The organism is Microbispora rosea (genome assembly GCF_900156315.1).
In the GTDB taxonomy this organism is placed as follows: Bacteria; Actinomycetota; Actinomycetes; order Streptosporangiales; family Streptosporangiaceae; genus Microbispora; species Microbispora rosea.
Window position 1 is genome coordinate 203,624 of the sequence record NZ_FTNI01000007.1, and the last position, 18,431, is coordinate 222,054.

20 protein-coding genes and 1 riboswitch are annotated in these 18,431 nt (G+C 70.6%); of the genes, 8 read left to right on the top strand and 12 right to left on the bottom strand.

Annotated elements, in window-relative coordinates; genetic code table 11:
• Nucleotides 1-8: 8 nt before the first annotated feature.
• The 3 genes from BXA11_RS12830 to BXA11_RS12840 form a co-directional block, all read right to left on the bottom strand.
• Complete coding sequence (locus BXA11_RS12830) at nucleotides 9-437, bottom strand: OsmC family protein (RefSeq protein WP_030505403.1); 429 nt, start codon at nucleotides 435-437, stop codon at nucleotides 9-11.
• Nucleotides 438-538: 101 nt separating this feature from the next.
• Complete coding sequence (locus BXA11_RS12835) at nucleotides 539-2,197, bottom strand: isovaleryl-CoA dehydrogenase (RefSeq protein ID WP_076434687.1); 1,659 nt, start codon at nucleotides 2,195-2,197, stop codon at nucleotides 539-541.
• Nucleotides 2,198-2,241: 44 nt separating this feature from the next.
• Nucleotides 2,242-3,783, bottom strand: coding sequence for an ankyrin repeat domain-containing protein (locus tag BXA11_RS12840; protein ID WP_239104973.1), 1,542 nt, complete (start codon nucleotides 3,781-3,783; stop codon nucleotides 2,242-2,244).
• Between the two features lie 158 nt (nucleotides 3,784-3,941).
• Here BXA11_RS12840 and BXA11_RS12845 point away from each other — a divergent pair, with 158 nt between their 5' ends.
• The 3 genes from BXA11_RS12845 (at nucleotide 3,942) to BXA11_RS12855 (ending at nucleotide 6,094) form a co-directional block, all read left to right on the top strand.
• On the top strand, nucleotides 3,942-4,631 hold the full coding sequence (locus BXA11_RS12845; RefSeq protein ID WP_083744189.1) for a DUF1707 SHOCT-like domain-containing protein: 690 nt from the start codon (nucleotides 3,942-3,944) through the stop codon (nucleotides 4,629-4,631).
• A 175-nt stretch (nucleotides 4,632-4,806) separates the two neighbouring features.
• Entirely contained in the window at nucleotides 4,807-5,304 is a 498-nt protein-coding gene (locus BXA11_RS12850; RefSeq protein WP_030505400.1) for a SigE family RNA polymerase sigma factor, read from the top strand.
• Nucleotide 5,305: 1 nt separating this feature from the next.
• A complete protein-coding gene (locus tag BXA11_RS12855) occupies nucleotides 5,306-6,094 on the top strand; it encodes a hypothetical protein (protein WP_143734228.1) in 789 nt (262 codons plus the stop codon).
• A 198-nt stretch (nucleotides 6,095-6,292) separates the two neighbouring features.
• On the opposite strand, the gene BXA11_RS12860 is transcribed toward BXA11_RS12855, so the two are convergent.
• Complete coding sequence (locus BXA11_RS12860; protein ID WP_076434690.1) at nucleotides 6,293-6,766, bottom strand: GNAT family N-acetyltransferase; 474 nt, start codon at nucleotides 6,764-6,766, stop codon at nucleotides 6,293-6,295.
• 292 nt (nucleotides 6,767-7,058) lie between these two features.
• Between BXA11_RS12860 and BXA11_RS12865 the strand changes: the two genes are divergently transcribed.
• A complete protein-coding gene (locus BXA11_RS12865; protein WP_076434691.1) occupies nucleotides 7,059-7,946 on the top strand; it encodes an RpnC/YadD family protein in 888 nt (295 codons plus the stop codon).
• Nucleotides 7,947-7,960: 14 nt separating this feature from the next.
• On the opposite strand, the gene BXA11_RS12870 is transcribed toward BXA11_RS12865, so the two are convergent.
• From BXA11_RS12870 to BXA11_RS45325, 6 genes are all read right to left on the bottom strand, one after another.
• Entirely contained in the window at nucleotides 7,961-8,704 is a 744-nt protein-coding gene (locus BXA11_RS12870) for a sirohydrochlorin chelatase (RefSeq protein ID WP_076434692.1), read from the bottom strand.
• Nucleotides 8,704-9,432, bottom strand: coding sequence for a phosphoadenylyl-sulfate reductase (locus tag BXA11_RS12875; RefSeq protein ID WP_076434693.1), 729 nt, complete (start codon nucleotides 9,430-9,432; stop codon nucleotides 8,704-8,706). The genes BXA11_RS12870 and BXA11_RS12875 overlap by 1 nt, the downstream gene beginning before the upstream one ends.
• A 61-nt stretch (nucleotides 9,433-9,493) precedes the next feature.
• Nucleotides 9,494-9,646 carry an Insertion element protein gene (locus BXA11_RS12880; protein ID WP_076434694.1) on the bottom strand — a complete coding sequence of 51 codons (153 nt, stop codon included), beginning with the start codon at nucleotides 9,644-9,646 and terminating at the stop codon, nucleotides 9,494-9,496.
• A gap of 76 nt (nucleotides 9,647-9,722) precedes the next feature.
• Nucleotides 9,723-11,405 carry a nitrite/sulfite reductase gene (locus tag BXA11_RS12885; RefSeq protein ID WP_076434695.1) on the bottom strand — a complete coding sequence of 561 codons (1,683 nt, stop codon included), beginning with the start codon at nucleotides 11,403-11,405 and terminating at the stop codon, nucleotides 9,723-9,725.
• A 147-nt stretch (nucleotides 11,406-11,552) separates the two neighbouring features.
• Nucleotides 11,553-11,636: a putative leader peptide gene (locus BXA11_RS45735; protein ID WP_357054749.1), complete on the bottom strand. Its 84-nt coding sequence runs from the start codon at nucleotides 11,634-11,636 to the stop codon at nucleotides 11,553-11,555.
• An 80-nt stretch (nucleotides 11,637-11,716) separates the two neighbouring features.
• A complete protein-coding gene (locus BXA11_RS45325) occupies nucleotides 11,717-11,851 on the bottom strand; it encodes a hypothetical protein (RefSeq protein ID WP_275409698.1) in 135 nt (44 codons plus the stop codon).
• 212 nt (nucleotides 11,852-12,063) lie between these two features.
• Between BXA11_RS45325 and BXA11_RS12890 the strand changes: the two genes are divergently transcribed.
• From BXA11_RS12890 to BXA11_RS12905, 4 genes are all read left to right on the top strand, one after another.
• Entirely contained in the window at nucleotides 12,064-13,029 is a 966-nt protein-coding gene (locus tag BXA11_RS12890) for a YihY/virulence factor BrkB family protein (RefSeq protein ID WP_239104974.1), read from the top strand.
• Between the two features lie 242 nt (nucleotides 13,030-13,271).
• A riboswitch (ZMP/ZTP riboswitch) is annotated at nucleotides 13,272-13,367 on the top strand.
• A gap of 9 nt (nucleotides 13,368-13,376) precedes the next feature.
• Nucleotides 13,377-14,654: a serine hydroxymethyltransferase gene (glyA, locus tag BXA11_RS12895; RefSeq protein ID WP_425293410.1), complete on the top strand. Its 1,278-nt coding sequence runs from the start codon at nucleotides 13,377-13,379 to the stop codon at nucleotides 14,652-14,654.
• Nucleotides 14,655-15,126: 472 nt separating this feature from the next.
• A complete protein-coding gene (rsgA, locus tag BXA11_RS12900) occupies nucleotides 15,127-16,254 on the top strand; it encodes a ribosome small subunit-dependent GTPase A (protein ID WP_204053637.1) in 1,128 nt (375 codons plus the stop codon).
• Between the two features lie 48 nt (nucleotides 16,255-16,302).
• Nucleotides 16,303-16,962 (top strand): phosphoribosyltransferase, encoded by a 660-nt coding sequence (locus tag BXA11_RS12905; protein WP_167769258.1) that lies wholly within the window; start codon nucleotides 16,303-16,305, stop codon nucleotides 16,960-16,962.
• 95 nt (nucleotides 16,963-17,057) lie between these two features.
• Here BXA11_RS12905 and BXA11_RS12910 read toward each other — a convergent pair whose 3' ends face one another.
• Both BXA11_RS12910 and BXA11_RS12915 read right to left on the bottom strand, forming a co-directional pair.
• Nucleotides 17,058-17,372, bottom strand: a complete 315-nt coding sequence (locus BXA11_RS12910) for a WhiB family transcriptional regulator (RefSeq protein ID WP_076434697.1) — start codon at nucleotides 17,370-17,372, stop codon at nucleotides 17,058-17,060.
• 116 nt (nucleotides 17,373-17,488) lie between these two features.
• Complete coding sequence (locus BXA11_RS12915) at nucleotides 17,489-18,394, bottom strand: ferredoxin family protein (RefSeq protein ID WP_076434698.1); 906 nt, start codon at nucleotides 18,392-18,394, stop codon at nucleotides 17,489-17,491.
• Nucleotides 18,395-18,431 lie beyond the last annotated feature (37 nt).

Here is an 18,431-nt window from a genome sequence, read left to right on the forward strand (position 1 = left end):
GCTGGTGCTCAGCCGACGAGTTCGGCGTTGAGGGTGATCGTCGTGCCGGCGAGCGCCTTGCTCACCGGGCAGTTCGCCTTGGCCGTCTCGGCGGCCTCCTGGAAGTCCTCGGCCGAGATGCCGGGCACCTGCCCGCGGACGGAGATCACGATGCCGGTGATGCCCTCGCCCGGCTGGAAGGTCACGTCCGCCCGGGTCTCCAGCGACTGCGGCGGCGTGCCCGCCTTGGCCAGGCCGGCGGACAGGGCCATCGAGAAGCACGAGGAGTGGGCCGCGGCGATCAGCTCCTCCGGGCTCGTCTTGCCGTTGGCCGCCTCCGCCCGGGAGGGCCAGGAGACGTCGAAGGAGCCGACCCCGGAGGTGTCGAGCGAAACGGTGCCCGAACCGTCGAGCAGCGCGCCCTTCCACTGCGTCGTCGCGGTACGAGTGGTCGCCATGGCGATATCCCTTCAGTAAGCGGAGCCTATCCACAGTGACCTTAACGCCGCCGCCGGTGCGCATGGCCCACCGGCATGGCCCACCGGCATGGCCGGTCGGCTCACGCCGGCGCCACGCGGTCCAGGATCCCCTCCAGATCGAGGCCGGAGGGGAGCGTGCCGAGGGCCCGCCCCCAGTCGCCGGACAGGCGCGAGGCGCAGAACGCGTCGGCCACCGCGGCGGGGGCGTGCCGTACGAGCAGGGACGCCTGGAGGACCAGCGTCATCTCCTCGGCCACCCGGCGCGCGTCGGCCTCTCCCGCCGAGGCGAGCCTCTTCAGCACCCGCTCGGCCGCGTCCGCGATCCTCCTGTCCTGAGCCAGGGCCACCTCGGCGAAGAACGCCTCGACCGCCTCCGACTCTCTGGCCATCACGCGCATCAGGTCGAGGGCTGCCACGTTGCCCGAGCCCTCCCAGATGCCGTTCAGCGGCGACTCCCGGAACAGCCGGGGCATCTGCGACTCCTCGACGTACCCGTTGCCGCCGAGGCACTCCAGCGCCTCCGCCGCGTGGACCGGCGCCCGCTTGCACACCCAGTATTTGCCGGCGGCGAGCGCCGCCCGCCGGAACAGGCCCTCGGCCGCGTCGCCCCGGATCGCCCTGTCGGTCGCCCCGGCCAGGCGCATCATGAGCGTGGTCGCCGCCTCCGACTCCAGCGCCAGGTCGGCGAGCACCGAGCGCATCAGCGGCTGTTCGGCCAGCGTCCGGCCGAACGCCCTGCGGTGACGGGCGTGGTGGAGCGCCTGCGTCAGGCCGTACCGCATGCCGGCGGCCGAGCCGATAACGCAGTCGAGCCTGGTCATGTTCACCATCTCGATGATCGTCCGGACGCCCCGGCCCTCCTCGCCGACGAGGTAGGCGACCGCGCCCTCGTACTCGACCTCGGCCGAGGCGTTCGACCGGTTGCCGAGCTTGTCCTTCAGCCGCATCAGGTGCACCGCGTTGCGGGTGCCGTCGGGCAGCACACGGGGGAGCAGGAAGCACGACAGCCCGCCCGGGGCCTGGGCCAGCACCAGGAACACGTCGCACATCGGGGCGGAGTTGAACCACTTGTGACCGGTCAGGGCGAAGCTCCCGTCGCCCAGCGGCTCGGCCCTGGTGGTGTTGGCCCGCACGTCGGAGCCGCCCTGCTTCTCGGTCATGGCCATCCCGGCCAGCACGCCGCGCTTGTCCTGCGGCCGGCGCAGCCCGAAGTCGTACGTGCGGGAGGCGAGCAGCGGCTCCCACTCCGCGCGCAGCGACGGCGAGTGCCGCAGCGCGGCCACGGCGGCGTACGTCATGGAGATCGGGCAGCCGTGCCCGGCCTCGACCTGGGACCAGGTGAAGAACTTGGCGGCCCTCGCGACGTGCGCACCCGGGCGGGCCGACGTCCAGGGCGCGGCGTGCGCGCCGCTCTCGACGGCGACCGTCATCAGCTCGTGCCAGGCCGGGTGGAACTCGACCTCGTCGATCCTGTTGCCGTAGCGGTCGTGGGTGCGAAGGACGGGCGGGTGCTCGTTGGCCAGCCGCCCCCACTCCTGCGCCTTCGCCGAACCGGCCAGCAGGCCGAGCTGGCGCAGCTCCCCCGTAGCCCAGTCCGCTCCCTCCCTGGTGAGCCCCTCCAGCAGAGCCTGGTCGGCCGCGACGTCGTGGCCGGTGAGCGGGGGCACCTGGTTGGTCACGTCGTGGGTCACTGGTCCTCCTGTGGTCGATGCCGGGACTCGTCCATGCCGGGACTCCATCTCAACATCTCGGGCGGCCGCGACAAACACCGGACGGCAAACGGTCAAGCGCCCGAAATCTCCAGTCCGAGCTCCTGGGCCGCCTCCAGGGCGAGGTCGCGGGCGTAGTCCTGGTCGGCGCCCGCCTCGCACAGCACCCGGTGGACGCCCTCGATCGCGCGCCGGTCCCCGCGCCCGGCCAGGCCCCGCGCGGCCTCGGCCACCGTCGTCAGATCGCGGTCCGTCAGCCGGGAGACCAGGGCGTCCCTGATGGGGGCGGTGTCGGCGGGCAGCCCCGCGATGCCCATGGTGGCCCAGTCGCGCACTTCGTCGTCGGCGCACCGGCTCAGCCGGATCAACGTGGCCAGCCCGTCCTCGTGGTCCGGAGGCATGACCGCGGCGAGTGCCATGGGGTCGTGGACCGTGGGCTCCCGGCCGGGGGTATTGATGATCGTGAGCACCTCGGGGAGCGCCCGTTCGTCGGCCTGGTGGCCGAACGCGCGGAGCAGCGCCTCGACGACCGCGGGCTCGGTCTCGTGCCGGGCCAGGTCGCGCAGGATCTCCAGGACGCGATCCCGGTAGGGGTCGTGCCCGATGGCATGGCCGAGGCCCGTTTCCCCGCCGGGTCCCGGCTCGCCCAGCCCCGTCTGCCCGCCGACGTCCGTCATCTGGCCGAACTGCGCGAGCACGTCGACGCCGAACTCCCGCTCCACCGGGTCGTCGCTCTCGCACAGCCGGGCCAGCGCCAGGAACGTCTCCTCGTCGTGACGGGACTGGAGCGCGTGGACGGCCGCCCACCACGTCTCGTCGTCCTCGTCCAGATCGCGATAGGGCAGCGCGCGCCTGAGCAGCACGTCCGCGGGGGGCCGCAGGCCGAGAGTCGCCTCCAGGACCGTCGCGATCGCGGCGTGCCCCTGCTGACGGGTGATCGAGTAGAGGCCGTCGGCGCCGCGCGCCTCGACCGTGACCCGCCGGGTGCCGTCCGCGCCGCAGGCGTGGACCACCAGCACCGTGTGCTCGCCCTCCACCCTCGTGGAGATCTCCTCGCGCAACACGGCTTCGAGATCCACCGCCGTCAGCCGCACGGCGATCTCCAGGGGGGTCGCGCCGTCCCAGCCGGGCGCGGACGGGTCGGCGCCGTGTTCCAGCAGGGACCAGACGATCCCGTACGCCCCGAAGATCGCGGCCAGCGTCAGCGGGGTGTCGCCGTCGTCGTCGGCCCGGCCGGGATCGGCCCCGGCGTCGAGCAGGATGTCGGCCACTTCCAGGTTGCCGTTCGCCGCGGCCCACAGCAGGGGCGTCCAGCCGCCCTCCTCCGCCGCGTCGGGGTCGGCCCCGCCGTCGAGCAGCGCCTGCACGGTCTCGGCGTGGTTCCAGCACGCCGCCGCGCAGAGCGGAAGGCCCTCCTCGTGCCCCCCGCTCGGCTGGTCCGGGTCGGCGCCGTACTCCAGGAGCAGCCTGACGATGTCGTGGTGACCGCAGACGGCCGCCCGGTAGAGCGGCGTCGTCCCCTGAGCGGGGTTCACGGCGGTGTCCGGGTGCAGCATCGCCGCCACCCGCGAGACGTCCCCTCCCGCCACCGCTTCCAATAACCTGCTGCGGGTCACGATTCCATGCTCACACAGCCCCTTCCGTGCGTCGTCCGCAGGGATCGTCTCTCCGGATCGTCTCCGGGATTCGTCTCTCCGGGTCGTCTCCGAGATCGTTCCCAGGATCGTTCCCAGGGAGGAGGGAGAGCGGGGCCGGCCGGGATACGGTGTAGGGCGTGAACGATCCGGGTGGTATGCGGGCATCCGACGCCGAACGCGAGGCAGCGGTGGAGCAGTTGCGCGTGGCCTCCGCGGAGGGACGGCTGACCCTCGCGGAACTGACGGAGCGGACCGAGGCCGCCTATCTGGCACAGACCCACGGCGAGCTCGCCCAGATCACCGCCGACCTGCCGGGCGGCGCTCCCTCCCCCACTCCCGGGCCCGCTGTGCCGGCCGCCCCGCAGGGCAGGATGCGCAAGTGGATCGTGGCGGTGATGGGCGACGCCAAGAGGACAGGCACGTGGCGGATCGACGACGGCATCGGCGCGGTCTGCGTGATGGGCGACGTGGTCCTCGACCTGCGCCAGGCCGAGGTGCGCGGGCGTGAGGTGGACATCGTCGCCACGTGCGTGATGGGCGACGTGAAGATCATCGTGCCGGACGGTGTCGACGTCGAGCTCTCCGGCGTCACGATCATGGGCGACAAGAAGGTCCAGGTGGTCGAGGCGCCTCGCGGCCAGTCCGCCCCCGTCGTCAAGGTCACGGCGTACGTGCTGATGGGCGATGTGAAGATCATCGGCGACTCGCGGGCCGAGCCGATCAAGCGTGGCTTGTTCGCCTGGAGCGAGTGGTGGCAGGAGCGCCGCCAGCGCCCGGGCCACGGCGGATACGAGGTGCCCCACCGCCGCCACCGCGGCCTGCATTGATCGCGCCCACTGATAGCGCCCACTGATCGTTCGGGCCCACTCATCGGGCCCACTGATCGGGCCGCGTCGGCCGGCCACCCGGAGGATCGGCCCGCCGGGCAACGTCGGGACGCCCCCACGGCGTAGTCATCGGTGACCGTTCACCAAGGGATCACCGAGAACCTGGGGGCCGCACATGCGCGACCGGGCCGACTTCGAGCGCTACGTCCAGCAGCGCTCGGACCGACTGCTGCGGACGGCCTACCTGCTCTGCCGTGACTGGGCCACCGCCGAGGACCTGCTCCAGACGGCGCTGGCCAAGGCGTGGCTGGCCTGGCGCAGGGTCGGCGAGAACCCCGACCCGTACGTCTACCGCATTCTGGCCAACACCCACGCCTCCTGGTGGCGCAGACGCTGGCGGGGCGAGCAGCCAACCGGAGTGCTGCCGGAACCGGCCGTCTGCGACTCCGCCGACCTGCTCGGCTCCCGCGACGCCGTACGGCAGGCCCTCACCTGTCTGCCGCCGAAACAGCGCGCCGTGATCGTGCTGCGTTACTTCGCCGACCTGGGTGACGCCCAGATCGCGGAGATCCTCGGCTGCTCGGCCGCCACCGTTCGAAGCCAGGCGAGCCGGGCCCTGGCCAGGCTGCGCGTCGATTCCGCCGCCCGCTCCGCGATGAGCCTGGAGGGCTGACATGACAATGACCGACGACTACCTGCGTGACCTGCTCGCCCGGGACGCGTCCACGGCGGGAGGCGCGGGTGTCACCCTGGCCGACGTCGACCGGCGGGTGCGGCGCATCCGGCGCCGTCGCGGTGCTGCGGGGGCGGTGCTGGCCGGCCTGGCCGCCGTGGTGATGGCCGCGACCTCGCCGCGTACGGTCACGATCGCGCCCGACGAGCGCCCGGCCGCCGCCGCCATGGCCGGCCCTGCGCTGACTCCGGGGGTGTCGTACTTCGCGGGGCAGCGGGTGTTCCTCGAAAAGGAGATCGAGACGGGCGGGCGCGTCCTGCGGTTCCCCTACACGGGCATCAGCACCTCGGTGAACGTGCAGGTCGACTGCCGCGAGCCGTCGTACGCGTTCGTCTGGCTGAACGGCCGGTTGGAGACGCAGGGCGTCTGCGGCGTGCAGAGGGACCAGGTCGACCACCTGATCTCGTGGATCGACGAGTCCGGCGGGGATCTGAGGGGAGACAACGAGGTGGACGTCGCGCTGGTGCCGGTCCAGCGGGTGGCGGCGGACGGCGACCCGGGCGCGCCGATTCCCGCGCTGGGCGAGCAGGAGGCCGAGCGGGTCGTCGGCGAGACCGGCGAATACCGGACCGGCGGCAGGGTGACGATCCGGGAGGCGTGGCTGCTGACCGTGGCGCCGACGCCCATCAACTGCGACAGGGACATCGTGATCCGCGGGCCGAACGGGCGGGAGATCCTGTCCTCGGCCTGCGACCAGCCCAGCGAGAAGCCGCCATCCCCGCAGGGCTAGTGCCAATGCCGTTCAGCTGCCGATCAGTAAGGATTGCCAAGGGTGGCGGAGACAGCAACGGAGCTCCTGCTAGAGCAGCGTCGACCAAGATCACAGTCCAACAGGAGCTCCGTTGGATGTTCGGTCTGTCATGTCCGGCGGGGGCGGCCGACCACTCTCAGCCGCGGCGGAGCCTTCGGCTCGTCTGGCCGGTACAGATCACTGAGCGCTGTTCGGCGTCCAGCGAAGCGTCATGTCGGGCAGGTTCTCCATGTTGCGATCACCATCGTTGGTGTCGAGGACGGTGAAACCGTGGCTCTCGTAGAACGCGCGGGCATCGGTGTTCTGCTGAAAGACGTGCAGTGACACCCCGTCAGGGCTGTGCCGCCTGACCTCGTCGAGCAGTAGCGTGCCGACTCCCTGGCGGCGGACGTCCGGGCGCAGATAGAGGTGTTCGAGCATGTCGCCGTCGAGGGCCGCATAGCCGATGATCTCCGCATCACGCACTGCGACCCACGTGCGACACAGCTTGAGCAGGACGTTCTGGATCCATCTGGTCACCTGCTCGTGACTGCGCTTCTGCGGAGGCAGGTAGGGCATCGTCGCCGACCGAGAGGTCATGTGGATCCGCGCGATCACGGCTGCATCTGCTTCCTCTGCGAATCGGATCCGCGTCTTGCCGTCATCAGTCACGTCGGGAACCTATAAGCCCTGCGAAACTCGGTCCAGCGGTTGCCCCGGTAAATGATGCCGGTCACAGCACTAAACGAATACGTCCCGATTCGTCCAGGTTGTCATGCGCCAGCGTGCTGTCCGCCAATGTCCACCGAGGGTGGAGGGAGCGAAGCGGGTATCGCGAGGACCGGAGGTTCCTCTCGGCCCTGACCGAATCGGCCGAGGTCCGTCGACATTCAATAGCCGCCAATCACCGCCATTTTGGCAAACTCTGCGTGATTGTACGAATGCTCTACGTAATATCTCGGCCATGCCTGGTATTGATCACGAGATGCCGATCGAGCTCATCCGCAACCGGCCGGAGACCGCACTTGAGCTACTGCACAGTGTGACCGGGATGCGGATGCCGCCCGTTGCCGTCGCTCGGGTCGAGGCGGCCGACTGCACCCAGCCGGGACCGATCGAGCGCCGCGCCGACTCGGTGGTGGTCGTGCGGGACGAGACCGGAACGGCGCTCCTGGCCGTGATCGTGGAGGTGCAGCTCGGACGGGATGCCGCCAAGAGGTTCAGCTGGCCTGTCTACGTCGCAACGCTGCGATCGCAGCACAAGTGCGACACCGCACTGCTGGTCATCTGCCCGGACCAGTCGATGGCCCGCTGGTGCGAGAAGGCGATCCGGCTGGGCCCGAACGGTGTCATCATCCCGCTGGCGATCCACCCCGGCCGCATGCCCCTGATCACCGACCCCGAGCAGGCCCGCGCCTGCCCCGAGCTCGCGGTGCTGTCGGCCGTGGCGCACTCCGACGAGGCCGAGAGCGAGCAGGTGCTGGAGGCGATGCTGGCAGGGCTGGCGACCCTGGACGAGGATCGGGTCAGAATATATTTGAACCACGTGTTCGGCTCGCTACCCGAAGTGACCGTCAAGCGTCTGGAGGAGATGGTGACCACCATTCAGGACTTCGACTACCTCGGCGAGAAGTACTTCTCCCACTGGGTTGACAAAGGTCGTGCGGAAGGTCGTGAGGAGGGCCGTGCGGAAGGCGAGATCAACTCGATTCTCACGGTGCTCGACGCCCGTGGTCTGGAGATCTCCGACGAAGCGCGTGAACGGATCCGCCGGTGTGAGGACCTGAGCCAGCTCAGCACCTGGGTCCGCAGGGCCGCCACCGTCGCCTCCGCCGACGACCTTTTCACCTAGCCCCGGTCGCGCGGTCAGGCGGCCTCGGAGGCGGCGCGTACGGCCTGGGCGTGGCGTTCGAGCAGGAGCGTGACCAGTTCGGGAGCGGGGCCGAGGACGCCGGCCACGGCGTGCGCCCCGGCCTCCAGGGTGTCGCGCTCCACCCTGTCGGCGAAGTAGCCGGGAGCCAGCAGGTAAGGCGCCACCACGACCTTCGGGGCACCCGCGCGCGTCAGCCGTACGACCTCGTCCCGAGGGGTGGGCGCGGCGGCCGAGGCGTAGGCGGCGCTGACCGACCACCAGGGGCGGGTGCGCGCCCACTCGCGGGCGACGGCGGCGATCGTCGCGTTCGCCCGGCGGTCGCTGGAGCCGGCCGAGACGAGCACCAGGGCGGTGCCGGGGTCGCCGATCTCCACGCCGGCCTCGGCGAGGCGGCGCTCGAGTGCCCGGACGAGCAGCGGGTGCGGGCCGAGAGTGGGGCCGCAGACGGCGCGCAGTCGCGGCGTGCGGCCGGCCGCCTCCCGCAGCGCCGCCGGGATGTCCACCCGGCTGTGGTAGGCGGCGGTGAGCAGCAGGGGGAGCACGACGGCCTCGTCCAGCCCCGACAGCGCCTGCGGCAGCGACGGCGTGGAGTGGTCGAGATAGGCGGCGCGGACGTCCAGGCCGGGCCGCGCCCGCCGTACGCCGTCGAGCAGCGCCTCCACGGTCGCGGTGGCGCGCGGGTCGCGGGACCCGTGCGCCACCGCGATCAGCGGCGCGCCTTCGTGCGGGACGGTCATCAGAGGTGGATGCCGCACTCGATCTTGCCGAGGCCGGCCCAGCGGCCGCTGCGCGGGTCCTCGCCCGCCGCCACCCGGCGGGTGCAGGGGGCGCAGCCGATCGAGGGGTAGTCGTCGTAGTGCAGGGGGTTGATCAGGACGCCGTTGTCGGCGATGTAGTTGTCGACGTCCTCCTGGGTCCAGCGGGCGATGGGGTTGATCTTCACCATCTGCCGCTTGGCGTCCCACTCCACGACCTTGGTGTTCGCCCTGGTGGGCGACTCGTCGCGACGGATGCCCGACACCCAGGCGAGGTACGGCTCGAGCGCCCGGTTGAGCGGCTCGACCTTGCGCAGGTAGCAGCACAGGTCGGGGTTGCGCCCGTACAGGCGCGGCCCCAGGTCGCGGTCCTGTTCCTCGACAGTCCTGGACGGCTTCACGTTGATCACGTTGACCTGGTAGACCGCCTCGACCGCGTCCCGGGTGCCGATGGTCTCGGCGAAGTGGTAGCCGGTGTCGATGAACAGCACGTCGACGCCGGGCTTGACCCTGCTGACCAGATCGATCAGCAGGGCGTCGCTCATCGACGAGGTGAGACAGAGGCGGTCGCCGAAGGTGGCCGCGGCCCAACGGATGATCTCCCGGGCGGGCGCGTCCTCAAGGAAGCGCGCCGCGGACTCCACGATGCCCTGGAGGTCCAGCGTCACCCGCTGCCGCTCCAGTCCTGCCTCTATCTCCGCCACCGACATTGTTACTCCTCACACGTCGTTCATTGATTCATCGGATGATGGGCTGAAAAGCCTTTGGGGATTACGAACGCACGCCGAGGCCGAGGAATTTCACCCGGAAGGCGCGGGCGCAGGACCTGCAATACCATCCGTGGCTCTCCTCCTCGGTCACGTAGGGCTCCAGGTCCTCCTCGCCGCAGTACGGGCAGTAGAACGGCGCGGCGCGCTCGCTCATGTCTCCCCCTCGCCTGGCGGCTCGGGGTCGCATTCGCGAAACGCGCTGTGCTCACCGGTTCGCTCGCTCCGCTCGGTCACTTGAGGTCGGCCTCGTCGGCCCGCTGGACCCATTCGGCGAAGGTCTCGCCCTCGTTCTTCTGCTTCTGGAAGTTGCGGACGACCCGCTCGACGTAGTCGGGCAGTTCCTCGGCGGTGGCCTTGAGCCCCCGCACCTTGCGGCCGAAGCTCGGGTTGAGGCCCACGGAGCCGCCCAGGTGCACCTGGAAGCCCTCGACCTGCTCGCCCCTGTCGTTGACCACCAGCTGGCCCTTGAGGCCGATGTCGGCCGTCTGGATGCGCGCGCAGGAGTTCGGGCAGCCGTTGACGTTGATCGTCAGCGGCTCGGCGAAGTCGGGCAGGCGCCGCTCCAGCTCGTCGATCAGGGCCGAGGCGGTGGCCTTGGTCTCGACGATCGCGAGCTTGCAGAACTCGATTCCGGTGCAGGCCATCGTCTGCCTGCGGAACGTGGACGGGTTCACCTGGAGGTCGGCCGCCTCCAGCTCCGCCACGATCGACTCCACCTTGTCGGGGGCGACGTCGAGGATGACCATCTTCTGCTCGACGGTCGTACGGACCCGGGTGGACCCGTGCCGCTCGGCGATGTCGGCGATGCGGTGCAGCGTGTCGCCGTCCACCCGGCCCACGCGCGGGGCGAAGCCGACGTAGAAGCCGCCGTCCCGCTGGGGGTGGACCCCGACGTGGTCGCGCCGGCCGCCGCGGGGCGCCTCCGGAGCCGGGCCGTCGGGCAGGGCGTACTTCAGGTACTCGGTCTCAAGGACCTGACGGAACTTCTCCGCGCCCCAGTCGTTGACCAGGAACTTGATCCGCGCCCGGTGGCGCAGGCGGCGGTAGCCGTAGTCGCGGAAGATGCCCGCGACCCCGGCCCACACCTCGTGGACCTGCTCGGGCCGTACGAATGCGCCGAGCCGCTTGGCGAACATCGGGTTGGTCGACAGGCCGCCGCCCACCCAGACGTCGAAGCCGTGCTCGCCCTGCTCGTTGACCACGCCGACGAACGCCACGTCGTTGATCTCGTGGACGGTGCAGTGGGCCGTGCAGCCGCTGATCGCCGTCTTGAACTTGCGCGGCAGGTTGGAGAACGCCTTGTCGCCGATGTACCGGTCGTAGATGTCGCGGATCTGCGGCGTGCCGTCGATCACCTCGCCGGCGTCGATCCCGGCCAGCGGGCAGCCGAGGATGACGCGGGGGGTGTCGCCGCACGCCTCGGTGGTGGACAGGCCGACCGCCTCCAGCCGCCGCCAGATGTCCGGCACCGACTCGATGTCGATCCAGTGGAGCTGGATGTTCTGCCGGTCGGTGATGTCGGCGGTGCCCCTGGCGTACTCGTTGGAGATGTCGGCGATCACGCGGAGCTGCTCCAGGCTGAGCTGCCCGCCGTCGATGCGGACGCGCAGCATGAAGTAGCGGTCGTCCAGCTCCTCCGGCTCCAGGATCGCCGTCTTGCCGCCGTCGATTCCGGGCTTGCGCTGGGTGTAGAGGCCGAACCAGCGGAAGCGTCCCCGGAGGTCGGCGGGGTCGATGGAGTCGAACCCGCCCTTCGAGTAGATGTCGATGATCCGCTGGCGGACGTTAAGCCCGTCATCGGCCTTCTTGTTCTCCTCGTTCTTGTTCAGCGGCTCACGGTAACCGAGAGCCCACTGACCTTCGCCACGCGGGCGTTTGTGGTGGCGGTTCGCCGGGCGGGCCGGGGTGCTCATGGGCACACGTCCTTCTCCGAGGCTCGGTCTGAGATCGGGTTTCGGCGGACACCGGCGCAGGCGGCCTCTCACCTCGCCGTCGAGTGTGAGGGCATACAAAAACGACGCCTGGCCGAGCGCCCGGGATGGAACAGCGGAGGGCGACGGTCAGCCGGCGTCGATACAGATCGCGCTACGGACACGCAGGAGATCGACGTGGCGTCGCACGACGAGCAACGGGTCCGCTGGCATGTCCCAAACGATACCTCTGAGATCCTGGATGTCCAAGTTCGTGTCCAGGATGCGGGATTGTGACGGCAATGTAACGCGCGTCAGCCCTTGCGGACCCAGTTCTCCGGCGGCTCGGCCTCGTGCTCCCTCTCGGACGGCTCCTGATGCTGGCAGTCACACCAGGACCCGCCGCGGCACTCCTCGTGCCGGTGCTCCCTGCACGCTGGGCAGATCATGTCTCCATTGTGAACGCCGTGCTGCAGACCGAGCGAACCGGAGGGGCGCGCCGCCGGTCCCGGCCGAGATACGGACACGATTCTCGCGAGCGACGGTTCTCGCGAGCAGGGGGTGGGGGCCCCTATTCTTGGCGGCGACAATCCGCCCGCAGGTCACGTACTAACCGCCGCGGCAGCGGGTAGAGCCCAGTTCTCATGACCGGTTGGGTGCCATGACCTCCACGGACGCGCCATCGCGCAGGCCGCGGCTTACGCGCAAGGGCATGGCGCTCGCCCGGGCGCGTCTCACCTGGATACGCGACACGAACCTCTGGTCCCTGGTCAAGGCGACCACGATGGCGGGCGTCAACTACCGGGTGACCGGCCTCGCGGGCGAGGCGGCGTTCTTCGCGCTGCTGTCGCTGCCGCCGTTCGTGCTCGGGCTGCTCGGGGTCATGGGCCACCTGAGCGGCCTGCTCGGCCCGGCCGCCATCGCCGAGATCAAGCGCTGGGTGGTGGACCAGTCCGAGCTGCTGTTCACCCACAACACCGTTCAGCGGGTCGTCAAGCCGCTGCTCGCCGACGTGCTGAGCGGCGGGCAGGTCTCGCTGATCTCCGTCGGCTTCCTGCTGTCGCTGTGGTCGGGCTCGCGGGCCCTGTTCGTCTACGTGGACCTGATATCCATCGCGTACGGCCTGGGGGAGACCCGGGGGATCATCCGCACCAGGGTCCTGTCGTTCGTCCTCTATCTCGCGGCGCTGCTGATCGGGCTGGTGGTCATGCCGATCCTGGTCATCGGGCCCACCCTGATGTCCAACGCCCTGCCCAAGTACGCCGCGCTCGTGACTATCCTCTACTGGCCCGTGCTCGTGATCGGCTCGGTGCTGATGCTCACGCTGCTCTACCACGTGAGCGTGCCGCACCGCACGCGCTGGTGGCGCGAGGTCCCGGGGGCCGTGCTGGCGCTGCTGATCTGGATCGTGTGCGCCGCGTTCCTGCGCGAGGTGCTGGCCGCCTGGTTCACGCCGCTGTCGATCTACGGCTCGCTCGCGGCGCCGATCGCCGTGCTGCTGTGGCTCTACATCACCGCGCTCGCCGTGCTCATCGGCGCGACGCTGAACGCGGAGGTGGACCGGCTCTGGCCGCTGCGCGGCGCCACCAGGCACGAGCACCATCACCGCAAGTCTGGTAAAGGCTGATCTGTCCCGGTAGCGGGCGCCGATGGGCGCACAGCCTTCCCCCGGTGACCCCACCGCGACGCACCGGCGATGATCGGCCCTACGCCCCCGTACGCCGCCCCCGTACGCCGCCCCCGGCGGACCGCCGTGCGGCGGTGGCCCGGCCCGGCCCGGAGGGCCTGTACCGCGTCGCCCGGCGGTTCCTCGACCGGCATCCGCCGGTCCCGCGCCCGGCTCTCGGACGAGGCGCGCTCCGATAGGGTTGAAGGCATCGCGACTGGCGCTGGAGCGCCCGATGGGCGCAGGTGGGGCACCACCGGGGAGCGAATCTGCGGAGGCCGTGCGCCTGGGTCGCCGCCGACGTCGACGTGGAGAAGGAAGGCGCCATGGCTGAGAACTCGCTGAACGTCGTCGATCCCGAGATCGCCGAACTGATCAGGGCGGAGGAGCGGCGGCAGGCCGACACCGTCAAGCTGATCGCGTCAGAGAACTACGTGTCCAGGGCCGTCCTGGAGGCGACCGGGACCGTCCTCACGAACAAATACTCCGAGGGCTACCCGGGCAAGCGTTACTACGAGGGCCAGCAGGTCATCGACAAGATCGAGACGCTGGCGGTCGAGCGGGCCAAGTCGGTCTTCGGCGTGAGCCACGCCAACGTCCAGCCCTACTCGGGCTCGCCCGCCAACCTCGCCGTCTACCTGGCGTTCCTGAACCCGGGCGACACCGTGCTCGGCATGGGCCTGCCCTTCGGCGGCCACCTCACCCACGGCTGGTCGGTGTCCGCCACCGGCAAGTGGTTCAACTCGGTCCGCTACGGCGTGCGCCGCGACACCGGCCGCATCGACATGGACGAGGTGCGCGCGCTGGCGCTCGAGCACCGGCCCAAGCTGATCTTCTGCGGCGGCACCGCGATCCCGCGCACGATCGACTTCCCGGCCTTCGCCGAGATCGCCAAGGAGGTCGGCGCGGTGCTCGCGGCCGACATCGCCCACATCGCGGGCCTCGTCGCCGGCGGCGCCCACCCCTCGCCGGTCGGGCACGCGGACGTGATCTCCACGACCACCCACAAGACCCTGCGCGGCCCGCGCGGCGCGATGCTCATGGCGAACACCGACGAGGTCGCCAAGGCGCTCGACAAGGCCGTGTTCCCCGGCCTGCAGGGCGGCCCGCACAACCACACCACCGCCGCCATCGCGGTCGCCCTGCACGAGGCCGCCCAGCCGACGTTCAAGGCGTACGCCGCGCAGATCGTGAAGAACGCCCAGGCGCTCGCCGACGAGCTGCTCGCCCGCGGGTTCGACCTGGTCTCCGGCGGCACCGACAACCACCTGATCCTGATGGACCTCACGTCCAAGGGCGTCGGGGGCAAGCCGGCCGCGCAGGCCCTCGACCGGGCGGGTCTGGAGACCAACTACAACACCGTGCCCTTCGACCCGCGCAAGCCGTTCGACCCGTCCGGCATCCGCATCGGCACGCCGTCGGTCACCTCGCGCGGAATGGGCGAGGCCGAGATGCGCCAGATCGCCGCATGGATGGACGAGGTCGTCACCGCCGTCGCGAAGGGCGACGCGGAGGACGTGATCGCACGGGTGCACGGCGAGGTCACCGAGCTGACCGGCCGCTTCCCCGCGCCCGGCCTCTCCTGACCCCCCAACCACCGTGATCTTGCGGTTTGTCGCATCGACAGCCGGTCACCTGCGCCGTCCGTGTGCTTGATCTTGCACGAGATGTCGCGGCTGCCCACCTGGCCTGCTGATAGTCGCAGCGTGATCTTGCGGTCTCCGCCGACTGCAAGATCACGGGCACTTGAAGGCCGGGTCGGCGGCTGATTCGATGAATCTCTGCAAGATCACGACTGCGCTGCTATGTCGTCTACCTGCGCTTTCTCTTCGCTCTGCGACAAACTACAAGATCACCGGCATGGGTGGGGGATAAATGGGTTGCGGCGGGTGAGTGCGGGGCTGTTAGTGTTCCCCCGTCGCCGCGACCACGCGGCCGGGACCAGGGAGGTGAGGACTATGCGGGTCTTTCTGACGACCATGCCGTCCGTCAACTCCCGGGTGCCCGCCTAAGCTCTTCTCGCTGGGACACCCGGTTTCCGAAGGGTGTTCACCAGCAGTGTTCAACGATCTTTCTCTTCTCGGTTGGCACGACGGGCTCGCTGAGCAGCTCCCCGACCTGCCCGGCGGCGCCGTTGCCGCCCGTGTGGCGCGGGTCGACCGGGGCGCCGCCGAGGTCATCGCCGCCGACGGAACCCATCAGGCGCGGTTCGGCGCCCGCGTACGCAGGGCCGCGGCGGCCGATCCGCTCGCGCTTCCGTGCGTGGGGGACTGGGTCGCGCTCGCCCGGCTCGACCTGTCCTCATCCCAGGGGGGCCGCTACGAACTGGCCGAGGTGCTGCCCCGCCGTACGGCCTTCGTCCGGGGCGGCGTGAGCCGCGACTCGCGCGGGGGGCTGTCGGGAGACGGCCAGGGCCAGGTGCTGGCCGCCAACGTCGACGTGGTCTTCGTGGCCGAGCCGTCCATGCACGCCACGGACTTCGCCGATCTCGGCAGGATCGAGCGCCTCGTGGCGCTCGCCTGGGAGAGCGGCGCCCGGCCGGTCGTGCTCGTCACCAAGGCCGACCTCTTCGGCGATCTGCCGAACCGGGGGCTGGACGATCTCCTCGCCGACGTCGCCGCGGCGGCGCCGGGCGTCGACGTCCATCCGGTCTGCTCGTTCACCGGCGACGGTGTGGACCTGGTGCGCGCCCACCTCGGTCCCTCGGGGACCGCGGTGGTCCTCGGCCCGTCGGGCGCGGGCAAGTCCACGCTCGTCAACGCCCTCGCCGGTGCGGAGGTCATGGAGACCCAGCAGGTCAGGGCCGCCGACGGGCGGGGCAGGCACACCACCGTCCACCGGCAGCTCATCCCGCTGCCCGGCGGCGGGCTCGTCATCGACACGCCCGGCATCCGCAGGGTCGGGCTGTACGAGATGAGCGAGGGCGTCGGCCTGGTCTTCTCCGACATCGAGGAGCTGGCCGAGGACTGCCGGTTCTCCGACTGCCGGCACCGGTCGGAGCCGGGCTGCGCGGTGCTGGCGGCCGTCGAGTCGGGCGAGCTGCCCGAGCGGCGGCTGGAGAGCTGGAACAGGCTCCAGCGCGAGGCCGCCTGGATGGCCCGCCGCACCGACGCCCGGCTGCGCGCCGAGGAGACCCGCAAGTGGAAGACCATCCACAAGCAGATGCGGGGCATGAGCCGCCCGTAGGTCCGGGTGGCTCCCGTCCCCGGCGGGTATGACCGGAACGTGAAGACGATGCGGGTGCGGCTGCCGTACGCCGACCGCGCCGAGGCGGGTGCGCTCCTCGCCGAGATCCTGTGGGACATGGCCCCGCGGGATCCGGTGGTGCTCGCCCTGCCGCGCGGCGGCGTCGCGGTGGCCGCACCGGTCGCGGAGCGGCTGCGCGCCCCGCTCGACGTGCTGGTGACCCGGAAGATCGGGCACCCGGCCCGGCCCGAGCTCGGAGTGGGCGCGATCGCGGAGGGCGGGCGGCCCGTGTTCGACTCCGAGATGCTCGACCGGCTCGGACTGGAGCCGGAGGACGTGGCGGAGGTGGCCGGGCGGGAGCGGCGTGAGCTGGCCAGGCGGGTGCGGGTCTACCGGGGAGACCGGTCGCTGCCGGAGCTGCGCGGCCGTGACGTGATCGTGGTGGACGACGGCCTGGCGACCGGGGGAACGGCGCGCGCGGCGCTGCGGGCCGTACGGACGATCCAGGCGGGGCGGGGACGGGTGACCCTGGCGGTGCCGGTCGCCGCTCCGGAGACGGTGGAGGCGATGCGGGGCGAGGCGGACGAGATCGTCGTGCCGGTCACGCCGGAGAACTTCCGCGCGGTGGGTCAGTGGTACCGGCGGTTCGACCAGCTCTCCGATGACGACGTGCTGGGCCTGCTGGCCGGGGCGGGGCGGGACGGATGACACCTGAAGGGCGCTCCGCGTGCGCCGTCGCCCGCATTCGGGGGACGGGACGCGAAGCGCCCAGCGGTGACGCGTGTCGGGGAAGGGGGAAACGCTCAGGCGACGGCGCTGATGCCGGCGCTGGCCGCGCGGCGCATACGACGGCGACGCTCCGACGCGCGCTCGTCCTCGTTGAGGCCGCCCCACGTGCCGTACTTCTCCGGGCGGGAGAGCGCGTAGTCGAGGCACTCAGCTCGCACAGGACACTGAGCGCAGATGGCCTTGGCCTTGCGCTCCCGGATGTCGCGCTCGGGCTGACGCTCACCGTCAGGACCGAAGAACAGCACCAGGTCCTCTCCCCGGCACGCGGCATCATCCTGCCAACCCCAGCTGGGGCGCGGGCGGGCGAGCTGCCGACGTACCTGAGACATGAGAAACCACCTTTGGTGAGAGGTATTTCAGTGTTTGTGCCGCATTGGACGCTTGTGGCGTCCCTTGTGCCAACGCCGGGATAGGCCGTGGTGTTCCCGGCTCCGGGGCGGAGCCCTCAGGTCAATACCGGCGTGAGCTCGCTCAGCTCGGCCAACCTGTAGGTCGGGATTCCGTCGGCGCAGATCGATCCGCACGGTGCTGTGCACACCGTGGGCTCGACCACGACCCGAAACCGCGACGTCCCACGCCGCGTCGTGCAACGCACGACGCAGATCGTGGAGTCGTCAACCGACCGGGAGGATTCCACGGCCACCCCGCCGACCGAGATCTCGCCGGTGTGAGTCCGGACGAAGTGCTCGGCGGCCTGCAGTGGCTCAGGGATACCCGCGCGTCCCCGGAAACGGTCGAGGACGACCTCGCCGTGCCGGTACGCGTTTGCCGCCGCGATCGCAGCAGCCTGAGACATGCTGCCGTAGTAAAGCCCGTGTGGCAAGCATACGAGGTTGGCGGCGTATCGATCGCCGCCGACATGTGTGGTTTCCCACACTTCGCCGGGCAGGTTCTCGTCGAGGAACCGCGCCAGCGGGAGTCCGAGACGCGCACAGCACGCGTTGTGCCGTCCGTGCGTGCAGACCAGGTACATCGGCTCGTTCACCAGTATGCAGGACTCCGGAACCACTCCGTGCACGAGAGCGCCCAGGTCAAGATCGTCGGGGCGCTCCACGAAGCCCTCGGCGAGCCACGGATGGTCCACCGCGGACGCGGCGACGTAGACGTGCAGGGGGCCCGTGACGGCCTCGCGGCGGCCGGGGCGGCGGATCAGTTGCGGCCGGATGTCAAGAGCCCTGGCGCGGGAAATCAGCCGGTGGATCGCATCGGGCAGGCGGGACTCCTCCAGCTCCGCGGCCCAGGGCCCCGCGTGCTCGATGAGCAGCCAGAACCGGCCCTTCTTGGTCGCGCTCGCGAGGATCGGCGCCTCCCCCGTGTGGCAGGCGGCGGGGTGCTCGCACCCGTTGGCCATCCGGTCCCGTCCTTCTCTCGCGTTTCTTAGGTAAGAC